The organism is Kitasatospora sp. NPDC053057 (assembly GCF_044546945.1).
Lineage (GTDB): Bacteria > Actinomycetota > Actinomycetes > Streptomycetales > Streptomycetaceae > Kitasatospora.
Genome location: NZ_JBITZP010000039.1, coordinates 62,720 through 75,252 on the forward strand (window position 1 = coordinate 62,720; position 12,533 = coordinate 75,252).

6 protein-coding genes are annotated in these 12,533 nt (G+C 73.3%); 5 read left to right on the forward strand and 1 reads right to left on the reverse strand.

All coding sequences use genetic code 11. From position 1 onward, the window contains the following. Window positions 1-103: 103 nt before the first annotated feature. From ACIG5E_RS31010 to ACIG5E_RS31025, 4 genes are all read left to right on the forward strand, one after another. Complete coding sequence (locus ACIG5E_RS31010) at window positions 104-1,849, forward strand: fatty acyl-AMP ligase (RefSeq protein WP_396539001.1); 1,746 nt, start codon at window positions 104-106, stop codon at window positions 1,847-1,849. Beyond that, a complete protein-coding gene (locus ACIG5E_RS31015) occupies window positions 1,846-3,534 on the forward strand; it encodes an acyl-CoA dehydrogenase family protein (protein ID WP_396539003.1) in 1,689 nt (562 codons plus the stop codon). The genes ACIG5E_RS31010 and ACIG5E_RS31015 overlap by 4 nt, the downstream gene beginning before the upstream one ends. Continuing rightward, a complete protein-coding gene (locus ACIG5E_RS31020) occupies window positions 3,531-5,273 on the forward strand; it encodes an acyl-CoA dehydrogenase (protein WP_396539005.1) in 1,743 nt (580 codons plus the stop codon). The genes ACIG5E_RS31015 and ACIG5E_RS31020 overlap by 4 nt, the downstream gene beginning before the upstream one ends. A gap of 73 nt (window positions 5,274-5,346) precedes the next feature. Then, window positions 5,347-5,622 carry an acyl carrier protein gene (locus ACIG5E_RS31025; protein ID WP_396539007.1) on the forward strand — a complete coding sequence of 92 codons (276 nt, stop codon included), beginning with the start codon at window positions 5,347-5,349 and terminating at the stop codon, window positions 5,620-5,622. A 76-nt stretch (window positions 5,623-5,698) separates the two neighbouring features. Here ACIG5E_RS31025 and ACIG5E_RS31030 read toward each other — a convergent pair whose 3' ends face one another. Then, window positions 5,699-6,859, reverse strand: a complete 1,161-nt coding sequence (locus ACIG5E_RS31030) for a cytochrome P450 (protein WP_396539009.1) — start codon at window positions 6,857-6,859, stop codon at window positions 5,699-5,701. Between the two features lie 554 nt (window positions 6,860-7,413). Here ACIG5E_RS31030 and ACIG5E_RS31035 point away from each other — a divergent pair. Then, the coding region (locus ACIG5E_RS31035; protein WP_396539011.1) for an amino acid adenylation domain-containing protein at window positions 7,414-12,533 on the forward strand (5,120 nt) is incomplete at its 3' end.

The window sequence follows — 12,533 nt, forward strand, 5'->3', positions numbered from 1 at the left end:
TTCCCCGCTCGCCCGGTGCGGTTCTCCGCTACGCAGGCCGGGCCGCTACGACCGCTACGCGGGCACGTGCCGCCCGGCACGCCCGCGCGGAGAGGAGAGCCCAGTGAACCCGACCCACGAGGCCAGCGTGGTCCACCTGTTGCGCCGCCACGCGGCGGAGCGAGGCGACCGGACGGCCGTCACCTACGTCGCCGACCACGAGTCGCCCGACGGCGCGCGGAGCCTGACCTACGCCGAACTGGACGCCGAAGCCCGCCGGGTGGCGTCCTGGCTGCAGGAGCGCTGCGCGCCCGGCGACCGGGCGATGCTGCTGCACCCGGCCGGACTGCCCTTCGTCACCGCCTTCCTCGGCTGCCTCTACGCCGGGGTCGTCGCGGTGCCCTCGCCGATGCCGGGCCAGTTCCAGTACCAGCAGCGCCGGGTGACCCGGATCGCCGGCGACGCGGACCTGGCCGTGGCGCTGACCGACGTCGGCCTGCTGGCCGAGGCGCAGCAGTGGGCTGGCGCCGGCGGACTCGGTCTGCCCGTCGCCGCCAGCGACGCCCCCGACTTCGGTGACGTCGCGGCCTGGCGCGAGCACGACGCCGCCGCCGGGGACCTGGCGCTGCTGCAGTACACCTCCGGCTCGACCGGCGACCCCAAGGGCGTCATGGTCGACCACGCCAACCTGCTGGACAACGCGGACAGCTTCGGCCGGGCCCTCGGCTTCACCGAGCGGACCAACTTCGGCGGCTGGATCCCGCTCTACCACGACATGGGCCTGATGGCGCAGACGCTGCCCGGGCTCTTCCTCGGCAGCCAGGTCGTGCTGATGTCGCCGATGGCCTTCCTCAAACGCCCGCACCACTGGCTCCGGCTGATCGACCGCTACGACATCGGCCTGTCGGCCGCGCCGAACTTCGCCTTCGAGCTCTGCACCCGGAGGGTCACCGACCAGCAGATCGCCGAACTCGACCTCTCGCGCTGGCAGTTCGCCGCCAACGGCTCCGAGCCGAACCAGGCCAGCACCCTGCGGGAGTTCGCCGAGCGCTTCGCCCCGGCCGGCTTCCGGGCCGAGCAGTTCGCCCCGTCCTACGGGATGGCCGAGGCCACCGTCTTCATCTCCGCCCGCTCGACCCGGCCGCCGGTCTTCCGCGCCGTCGACGCGCAGGCGCTGGAGAAGCACCTCGTCCAGGACCCCGCGCCGGGCGCCCCGGTGCGCGAGCTGGTCGGCTGCGGCGACGTGCCCGACCTCGACGTGCGCATCGTCGACGAGAACGGCAACGTGCTGCCCGACGGCACCACCGGCGAGATCTGGCTGCGCGGCCCGAGCGTGGCGAAGGGCTACTGGGGCCGCCCGGACGCGACCGAGCAGGCCTTCCACGCCCGCACCGCCGACGGCGACGGGCCGTACCTGCGGACGGGCGACCTCGGCGCCCTCGTCGACGGGGAGATCTTCGTCACCGGCCGCACCAAGGACCTGCTCATCGTGCACGGCCGCAACCTCTACCCGCACGACATCGAGCACGAGCTGCGCCTCCAGCACCCGGAACTGGCCACCCTGGCCGGCACCGCCTTCACCGTGCCGGTGCCGCAGGAGGAGGTCGTGGTGGTGCACGAGGTCCGCGGCCGGTTCACCGAGGAGCAGCTGCGCGAGCTCGCCGCCGCCATGCGCGCCACGGTGCACCGCGAGTTCGGCGTGCACGCGGCGGGCGTCGTGCTGCTGCGCCCCGGCGCCGTCCGCAAGACCACCAGCGGCAAGGTGCAGCGCGGCGAGATGCGCTCCCTGTTCCTGTCCGGCGACCTCACCCCGATCCACGCCGACCTGGCCCCCGTCGTACGGGCGGTCCTGCCGGGAGCGGCCGGGTGAACGCGCAGGTGCCGCGGTGGCCGGCCGGCGTGGCCGGCGCGCTGGCCGCGGCGATGGACACCGCGGCCGCGGCGGGCGGCCCGTTCAGCGGGCGGCGCACCGCCGAGCTGGACGCCGCGGAGGCCTTCCCCGACCAGGAGTGCGCCCTGTTGGACGCCGCCGGCTTTCCCCGCGCCTACGTCCCCGCCCGGCTCGGCGGTGCCCCCGGCGGCCTGCCCGAACTGGTCGACGCGCTCAGGACGGTGGCCGCCCGGGACCTGACCGCGGCCGTCGCCCACGGCAAGACCTTCCTTGGTTCGGTGTCGACCTGGGTCGCCGGGACCGAGGAACAGCAGCGCGCGCTGGCCGAGCTGGTGCTCGACGAGCACGCCGTGGCGGCCTGGGGCCTGACCGAGCCGGGCATCGGCAGCGACCTGCTGGCGGGCAGCCTGACCGCCGTGCCAGACCCGGACGGCGGGTGGCGGCTCACCGGCGAGAAGTGGCCGATCAACAACGCCACCCGGGGGCGGCTCGTCTGCGTCCTGGCACGCACCGGACCGGACGGCGGACCGCGCGGGTTCAGCCTCTTCCTGGTCGACAAGTCGACCCTGTGGGACGGCGCCTGGCAGCCGCTGCCCAAGGAACCCACCCACGGCATCCGCGGTGCGGACATCAGCGGGATCCGGCTGAACGACGCACCCGTCCCGGCCGACGCGCTGATCGGCGGCGTCGGCGACGGCCTGGGCATCGTCCTCAACGCCCTGCAGCTCACCCGCACCATGTGCGTCGCGCTCTCCCTGGGCGCCGGCGAACACGCGCTGCGCCTGGCCACCGGTTTCGCCGCCGGACGTGAACTCTACGGCACCCGGCTGCTGCTCCTGCCGCTGGCCCGGCGCACGCTCGGCCGGGCCGCTGCCGCCCTGGCGCTGGCCGACGCCGCGACCCTGCTGGCGGCGCGCTGCGCCCACGGGCTCACCGGCGAGATGAGCACGGTCTCGGCTGCCGTCAAGGCCGGGGTGCCCTGGATCGTCCAGCAGGTTGTCGACGACCTCGCCGAACTCCTGGGTGCCCGCAGCTTCCTGACGGACCACCATGCCGACGGGACCTTCCAGAAGCTGGAACGCGACCACCGGATCGTGGCCGTCTTCGACGGCAGTACGGCGGTCAACCGGTCGCTGCTCATCTCCCAGTTCCCGCTGCTGGCCCGGCTGATCGGCACCGGCCGCCACGACGCCGCCGGGCTCGCCGCCGTCACCGGGCAGGCCCCGCTGCCCGACCTCGACCCGCGCTCCCTGCGCCTGGTGAGCCGTACCGGCTGCAGCGTGGTCCAGGCGGTGCCGGACGCCGCCGGGCGGGTCGCCGACCTGGCCGCCGCCGGCGTCCTGCCGGAGCACGCCGCCCGACTGGCAACCCTGCTCGCCGCGCAGACCCGGGCGCTCGCCGACGCCATGGCGGAACTGTCGCCCAGCGGCGGCAACGCGCCCGCCGCGGCCTTCGCCGTCGCCCGCCGCTTCGAGCTCTGCTTCGCCGGCGGCGCCGTCCTCCACCTGCTCGCCGCGGCCGGCGGCCCGGAGCGCGCGGTGACCCTGACCGCGGCCCTGGAACGCTGCCTGGAGCTCCTGGTGCCCGGCCGCCGGGCACCCGCGGACGCGTACGAGCCCCTAGTCCCGTCACCCGCGCACCCCGTGGAGGAACCGGTCCGATGACTCCCGTCGACCCCGCTGCGGGCACGCCCCCCGCGGCGGCCACCGACCCGATCGACCGGCTGGACGCCCTGTTCGGCGACGCCGGGGACCCCGCCAACCCGGTCGGCCGGGACGCGGTGCTCGCCGCCGACGCCCAGGGCGCCCTGCTGACAGCCGGCGAGGACCTGCTCGACACCTTCGGGCTGAACGCCCACTTCGTCCCCCAGGCCCTCGGCGGCCGCTTCACCGGCCCCGAGGAGCTCATCGGCGTCATGCGCGCCGTTTACCGGCGCGACCCCTGCCTCGGCCTCGGCTACGGCGTCGGCTCCTTCATGGCCGCCGTCAACGTCTGGACCGCGGGCGGCGCCGAGCAGCAGGTCCGGCTCGCCGACCGGCTGCTCTCCGGCGACCGGGTGGCCTGCGGCTACCACGAGCTGGCCCACGGCAACGACTTCGCCCGCGCCGAGGTCTCCGCGCTGCCCGGACCGGACGGGCGGCTGCGCCTCAACGGCCGCAAGGAGGTGGTCGCCAACATCACCCGAGCCGGCGCCATGGTGCTCTTCGCCCGCACCAGCGAGGCCGCCGGCAGCCGCAGCCACTCGCAGCTCCTGGTGGAGACGGACCGGCTGCCGCGCGAGGGGGTCACCCGCCTGCCCCGCTTCGGCACCGTCGGGATGCGCGGCGTGCCGCTCGGCGGCATCGAGTTCACCGACTGCCCCGTCCCGGCCGACTCCGTGGTCGGTACCCCCGGCCACGGCCTGGAGACCGCCCAGCGCTCCTTCCAGCTCACCCGGATCGCGTTGCCCGGCATGACGGCGGGCCTGCTCGACACCGCGCTGCGCACCGCCCTGCGCGGGATGCTCGGCCGCCGGCTGTACGGTGGCACCGCCGCCGACCTGGCGATGTCCCGGACGGTGCTCGCCGAGGCGTTCGCCGACCTGCTGCTGGCGGACGCGTTCGTCACCGTGGCCGCCCGCGCGGCCCACACCGCGCCCGCGCAGTGCGCCGTCTACGCCTCGGCGGTCAAGCTCCTCGTGCCCACCCTGCTGATGTCGGCCGTCCGGCGGCTCGGCGACCTACTCGGCTCGCAGTTCTACCTGCGCAACGCGGAGCAGCCGCTGTTCCAGAAGCTGCAGCGCGACGTGCTGCCCTCGGCGTTCGGCCACGCCTCCCGGGTCTCCTGCCAGTCCGCGTTGCTGCCCCAACTGCCGCTGACCGCGCGGCGCACCTGGAACAAGGAGGACGGGCCGACGCTGCCCGCCGCCACCTTCCGACCGGGGGAGCGGTTGGCGCCGATGGACTTCGGCGGCCTCGCCGTCACGGCGGGCGGGCGCGACCCGCTCTCCCGCACGCTGCTCGAGGGGGCCGAGCGGCGCACCGGCGAGGAGCCGGCGATCGCCGCGCAGGCCGCCGGGTACGCCGCGGAGCTGCGGGCACTCTCCGCCGACGCGGCCCTGCTCACCCCTGACCAGCTGGGCCCCGCGGCGCCGCCCGAGGCCTTCGACCTGACCACCCGCTGGGCTTCGGCGCTGGCCGCGGCGGCCTGCCTCGGCCTCTGGTGGGAGCGGCCGCAGGACGGGCGGGCCCCGGGTGCCGAGCCGGACTGGGTGCTCGCCGCGCTCCACCGGCTGGGCTTCCACGACGGGCGCCACCACGACCCGCTGCCCGAGCAACTCGCCGAGCGCCTGTACGCGGAGCTCCTCCGACGCCACGACGCCGGCCTCACCTTCGACCTCGCGTGCCGCCCCACCGGCGCGTGAGCCCGGCGCACATCCAAGACGCCCACCACAGACCCAAGACGCCCATCACCCATCCAGGACCCAGGGAGGTTCCATGACCGACGCCGTCGACAACGCGAACGCCGTCGACACCGAGGCCGTCCGGCAGTGGCTGCGCGGCTGCGTGGCCGCCAGCGTGCGCATTCCCGAGGAGAGCATCGACTTCGAGGCACCGCTGTCCCAGTACGGCCTCGACTCGGTCTACGTGTTCAGCCTCTGCGCGGACATCGAGGACCACTACGGCATCGAGGTGGAGCCCACGCTGCTCTGGGACCACCCCGCCATCGGCCCGCTGGCGGAGGCGCTCGCCCCGCTGATCGCCGGCCGCTAGGCAGCACATGACGGAGGAGGGCCGCCGGGCGAACCGGTGGCCCTCCTCCGTCATGTGCGGTACCCCGCGGGTGCGGTCAGGCCGTGGTCAGCCGAACCGGCAGGCGCTCCGGGCCGTTGACGACGATCGAGTCCAGCAGCTTGGGCTCGCCGGCCAGCTCGATCCGCACCTTGCGGTCGAGCAACTCGCCGAAGAGCAGGCGAAGTTCGACCTTCGCCAGCATGCTGCCGAGGCAGAAGTGCTCACCGAAGCCCAGGGCCAGGTGCCGGTTCGGCTTGCGGGTGACGCTGAAGGTGTCGGGGTCGTCGAAGACCGTCTCGTCGCGGTTGGCCGACGGCAGCCAGAAGACCACCCGGTCGCCCTCCTCGATCTTCTTGCCGTGGATCTCGGTGGCCCTGGTGGCAGTGCGCATGATGTGGGTGGCGGTGGAGGTCCAGCGCAGGACCTCCTCCACCGCGGACGGCAGCAGCTCCCGGTCGTCGACCAACCGGTTCCACTGGTCGGGGCGTTCGATGAAGGCCAGCATGCCCCCGGCGGCCGAGATCCGGGTGTTCTCGGTGCCGCCGACCAGCAGGTTGTCGCAGTTGAGGATGACGTCCTCCTCGCCGAGCCGCTCGCCGTCGACGGTGGCCGTCGCCAGCACGCTCACCAGGTCGTCGCCCGGCCGCTTGGCCTTGTCCGCCTGGAGCGTCTCGAAGTACCCGAGGATGTTCAGGTGGGCGAACCGGCGGTCGAGCGGGTCGCCGGCGGCGAAGGCCTGGCTGGTCAGGTCGTAGAGGTACTCCCAGTCGGACTCCGGCACCCCCATCATCTTGCAGATGACGTAGAGCGGGACGCGTGCGGCGACGTCCGCCACGAAGTCGCAGCCGCCCTGCTGCAGCGCCTTGTCGACGATCCCCTTGGTGATGCCCGCCATCTCCACCTCGATCGAGCGGACCGAGCGCACCGAGAACCACTCGTCCACCAGCCCGCGCAACTGGCGGTGGCGCGGGGCGTCGGTGAGGGCGAGGGTGCGGCCGCCGCCCGGGTCGGCGCCGTGGTCGGCGGGCCGGAGCAGGATGCCCTTCGCGGAGCTGAAGGTCTCCGCGTCCCGGTAGGCGGTGCGCACGTCCTCGTAGCGGGTCAGCGACCAGAACCCGGGCAGCTCCGTGGCCTGGTGCCAGTGCACCGGGTCGTTGGCCCGCAGCCAGCGCCACTGCACAAAGGGGTCGCCGTGTGAGTACAGTCCGGGATCCACCAGATTGATCGGCGGGGCCGATTCGGTCGGCGCATTGTGCATGGGAATGCCTCACAGGTTCGTCGGAATTCGAGACCGAAATATCATGACCCCGGTCGGGGTGTTGACGGAATGTCGTCCCGAACGCCTCGGACGGGGGTCGGCGCCGGGTCGCCGAGTGCCTTTCCGAGTGCCCTGTCAACCGTGTTCGGATGGCCCTTCCGAACGGTGTTCAACCGGCGCGTCGGCGCAGTTGAACGAAGCGTCCGGCCGACCGGGTCACGGGCCCGACGGGGCCGGACGGGCAGTTCTCGCTCATTGATCGCATCCGCATGCCTGAGCCATAGTGGATCACGTCCCGGGCGGTGGAGAGTGCGGGCCGGGGGAAACGTGTACGGCGTCGAGGGCGACCTCGCGGCAATGGCCGAATTCGCGATCCGGGACGTCGAGTATTCAGTTCCGGCTGGTCCGCCTCATGGCTGCATCGCAAGGGTGTCGGTCGAACCGGCGCCCTGCTCGAGGTTTGTGCTTTCGCCTGCCAGCCGATGAGACGAACCGAATGGGAGTGCGCGGGAATGGCTACGTCTGAGGGTGGACTCCGAGAGTTGCTGGGCGGTCAGCTCGCGATCTGGTACAGCCATCAGCTGGCGCCCGACAACCCGTACTTCAACGGTGGCGAGTACCTGGAGCTCGACGGCGAGGTGGACCTCGACCTGCTGGTGCGGGCCTCGCGCCGGCTGATGGACGAGGCGGACGCGGTCCGGCTGCGGATCCGCGAGGTCGACGGGCAGCCGCGGCAGTACTTCCACGACACCGCGGACTACCCGGTGGACGTCGTCGATGTCAGCGGCGAGGACGACCCACGCGCCGCCGCCGAACGCCTCATGTGGGAGGACATCCGGCAGGCGCGGGGGGCGGCCGACCGCGCCCTCTACCGCATCACGGTCTTCACGGCCGGCCCGCGCCTCACCCTCTGGTACCAGCGCGCCTACCACGTCATCCTGGACGGCCGGAGCATCGCGCTGATCGTCGGCCGGCTGTCGCAGATCTACAACGCGCTGCTGAAGGACGCCCCGGTGGAGGACTCCGCCCTCCCGTCCAGCACCGTGCTGATGGACGCGGAGCGCGACTACCGGGCCTCCGCCGACTACGAGGCGGACCGGGAGTACTGGGAGGGTGTCCTCGCCGGGCTCCTGGAGGCGGAGGGCCGCGGCGGGAGCTACGCGGGGCGGGCCCAGCGGGCCCCCGTCCGGTTCCTGGAGAACGTCGACGACACGGTCGGCGAGCGGCTGAAGGGGGCGGCCCGCGGGCTGGGTACCAACTTCGCCGGCCTGATGATCAGCGCCGCGGTGCTCTACCAGCACCACATCACCGGGAAGCGGGACGTGGTCGTCGGCGTGCCGGTGAGCGGCCGCCTGGGTACGCGGGACCTCGCGATCCCACTGATGACCAACAACGTCCTCCCGATCCGGGTGGAGATCACCCCGGACACCACCGTCGGCGACCTGGTGCGGCGGACCACCCGCGCGGTCTTCCGCGGCCTGCGCCACCAGCGCTACCGCTACGAGGAGATGCTCCACGACGCCGCGCTCGGTGAGGGTGACGTGTGGGACCTGATGATCAACGTGATGTCCTTCGACATCTACTCCCTGCCGTTCGGCGACTGCACCGTCACCGCGCACAACCTGGCCAGCGGGCCGGTCGACGGCACCCGGATCGACGTCTACGACCGGTCCGGCCTGGAGATCGCCGTCGACGTCAACCCCGACGCCCCCGACCTCGCGCCGGGTGACGAGGTCTTCCGCCGCTTCCTCGCCCTGGCCACCTGGCTGGTCTCCGCCGGCGCCGACGCGCCGGTCAGCCGGTCCGGCCTGCTGGACGGCGAGGAGCGCCGGCGGGTGCTCGTCGAGTGGAACGACACCGCGGTCGAGTTCGGCGGCTCGCGGGTGCCGGAGCTGTTCGCGGCGCAGGCGGCCCGCACCCCGGACGCGGTGGCGGTGGTCGCGGACGGCGCCGAGCTGTCGTACGCGGAGCTGGACGCCCGGGCCAACCGCCTCGCGTACCTCCTGCTGGGCGAGGGGGTCGGCCCGGAGTCGGTGGTCGGCATCTGCCTGCCGCGGGGCGTGGACGCGGTCGTGGCGATCCTCGCCGCCTGGAAGGCCGGCGCCGGCTACCTGCCGATCGACCCCGAGCACCCGGCGGACCGCATCGCCTACCTGCTGGCCGACAGCGGCGCCGCCGTGATGCTGACCGACGGCGCGACCCCGGCTGAGCGGCTCGTCGGCGGCTCGCGGGTGATCGCGCTGGACGGCGCGCCGCTGGCCGCCCGACTGGCCGCCCTGCCCGCGACCGCGCCCGAGGTGCCGATCGCGGCGGACGGCCTGGCGTACGTGATCTACACCTCCGGTTCGACCGGCCGTCCGAAGGGCGTCGCGGTCACCCACCGCGGCCTCGCGAACTACACCCAGTGGGCAGCCGGCTCGTACCGCACCGCGGGAGGTGCGCCGCTGCACTCCTCGCTGGCCTTCGACCTGACGGTGACCAGCGTGGTCGTGCCGCTGGTCTCCGGTGCGCCGGTGGTGGTGAGCCGCGAGGGCGGCGCCGAGGGGCTGGCCGAGCTGCTGCGCTCCCCGGCCGGTGGCTTCGGCCTGGTGAAGGCCGTCCCGGCGCACCTGCCCGTGCTCGGCGAGATGCTGACGGACGGACAGCTCGCGAACGCCGCAGCCACCTGGGTGGTGGGCGGCGAGGCACTGCCGGGCCCGGCGGTGCGCGACCTGCTGGAGCTGGCCCCCGGGTCGGTCGTGGTGAACGAGTACGGTCCGACCGAAACGGTGGTCGGCTGCTCCGTCTTCGAGGTCCGGGCCGGGCAGGAGCTCGGCGACTCGGTGCCGATCGGCCGGCCGATCGTCAACATGCGGCTGTACGTGCTCGACGACTTCCTGCGGCCGGTGGCGCCCGGCGTCGCGAGCGAGCTCTACATCGCGGGCGTCCAGCTGGCGCGCGGCTACGTGAACCGCGCGGGCCTGACGGCCGAGCGTTTCGTCGCGAACCCGTTCGAGCCGGGCCTGCGGATGTACCGCACCGGCGACGTCGCCCGCTGGACGCGCGGGGGCGAGCTGGAGTACTTGGGGCGCGCGGACGAACAGCTGAAGGTCCGCGGCTACCGGATCGAGCCGGGCGAGGTCGAGGCCGTCCTGGCGGCCCACCCGATGGTCGCCCGGGCCGCGGTGGTCGCCCGCGAGGACACGCCCGGCGACGTGCAGCTGGTCGGCTACGTGGTGCCCGCCGGTGAGACGGAACAACTGGCGGACCAGGTACGGGCGTTCGCCGCCGAGCAACTGCCCGCACACATGGTCCCGGCCGCTGTCGTGGTCCTCGACGACCTGCCGCTGGCGATGAGCGGCAAGCTGGACCGCAAGGCTCTGCCCGCCCCCGACTTCGGTGTCCGCGCGGGGGCCGGACGGGCCCCGGCGAACGCGCGCGAGGAGATCCTCTGCGCGGCGTTCGCGGAGGTCCTCGGCCTGGAGCGGGTCGGCGTCGACGACAACTTCTTCCAGCTCGGCGGCCAGTCCCTGATGGCGATCCGCCTGGTGGGTGCGATCCGCAAGCTCGGCGTCTCCGTTTCGGTGCGGGCGTTCTTCGAGTCCCCGACGCCGGCCGGCCTCGCCCAGTCCGTGGGTGCCGGGGAGGTCGCCGTCCCGGCGAACCTGATCCCCGCCGACGCGACCGCGATCACGCCCGGAATGCTGCCGCTGGTCGACCTGTCGACCGAGGAGCTGGCACGGGTCGTGGCCACGGTGGACGGCGGCGCGGCCAACATCGCGGACGTCTACCCGCTGGCGCCGCTGCAGGAGGGCCTGCTCTTCCACCACCTCATGGCCGACGGCGACGACGACACCTATCTCGCCTCGTTCGTCCTGGAGTTCGTCTCCGAGGGTCGGCTCGATGCCTTCGCCGGCGCACTGCAGCAGGTGGTGGACCGGCACGACATCTTCCGGACGGCGATCGTCTGGGAGGGGCTGCCCGAGCCGGTCCAGGTGGTGTGGCGCAAGGCCGAACTCCCGGTGGCCGAGGTCGTCCTGGACCCGGCGGCCGGGGACCCGGTCACCGCACTGCCGGCGGCGGTCGGCCGGACGATGGACCTCACCCGCGCCCCGCTGCTCGGGCTCCACGTGGCCGCGACCACGGACGGCCGCCGACTCGCCCTGCTGCGACTGCACCACCTGGTGCAGGACCACACCACGGTCGAGGTGTTGCTCGCCGAGATCGAGGCCGTCATGGGCGGGCGCGGCGCCGAACTGCCGCAGCCGCTGCCGTTCCGCGACATCGTGGTCCAGGCGCGGGCCGGTCTCGACGGCGGAACGCACGAGCGCTTCTTCGCCGACCTGCTGGGCGACGTCACCGAGCCGACCGCGCCGTTCGGGCTGCTGGAGACGCGCGAGGCCGGCGCCGAGTCGGTCGACGCCGAGGTGCGGATCGCCCCCGACCTGGAGCGCAAGCTCCGCCGGGTCTCCCGGAAGGTCGGCGCCAGCCCCGCGACGCTGATGCACCTCGCGTGGGCCCGGGTGCTCGCCGCGGTGAGCGGCCAGGACGACGTGGTGTTCGGTACGGTGCTGTTCGGCCGGATGAACGCCGACGCCGAGGCGGACCGGCAGCTCGGCCCCTTCATGAACCTCCTGCCGGTGCGCGTGAAGACCGGGGAACTGGGCGTCCTGGCCGCCGTGAGTGCGGTGCGCAGCCAGCTCGCCGCACTGCTGGAGCACGAGCACGCGCCGCTCGCAGTGGCGCAGAACGCCAGCGGAGTGGAGGGCGAGAGCCCGCTCTTCGCCTCGATGCTCAACTTCCGCCACAACGACCGCTCCATCAGCAAGAGCGGCTCCCTCTTCGACGGGGTCGAGCTGCGCTACTACCGGGAGTACACCAACTACCCGCTGGCGGTGAACGTCGACGACGACGATGACGCGATGCGGGTGACGGTCGACGTGTCGCCCCGGGTGGACCCGCACCTCGTCATATCGCTGCTGTGCACCGCGACGTGGAACCTGCTGGTGGCCCTGGAGCGGGCGGTGGCGGGCGGCCCGGAGATCGCGCTGAACGCGGTCGGGGTGCTGGCTGCCGAGGATCTGCACCGGGTGTTGGTGGAGTGGAACGACACGGCTGTCGAGCGTGTGGCGTCGACGCTGCCGGCGTTGTTCGCGGCGCGGGTGGCGTCGACGCCGGATGCGGTGGCGGTGGTCTTCGGGGACGAGGCGCTCAGCTACGCGGAGTTGGATGTGCGGGCGAATCGTCTGGCGCGGCTGCTGGTTTCGCGCGGTGTGGGTGTGGGCTCTGTGGTGGGGGTGTGCCTGGAGCGTGGTGTGGATTTGGTGGTGGCGCTGCTGGCGGTGGTGAAGGCGGGTGGGGCGTATCTGCCGTTGGATCCGGAGTATCCGGTGGAGCGGATCGGGTACTCGGTGGAGACGGCGGGTGTGTCGGTGGTGGTGGCCACGGCTTCGCTGGCGGGTGTGCTGCCGGAGGGTGTGGTGCGGGTGCTGGTGGAGGACCCGGCGATCGCGTTGCTGCCGAGTGGTGTGCTGGATGTGGTGGTGCGGGCGCAGGATGCGGCGTATGTGATCTTCACGTCGGGTTCGACGGGTCGCCCGAAGGGTGTCGTGGTGCCGCATGAGGGCATCGTGAACCGTTTGGCGTGGATGCA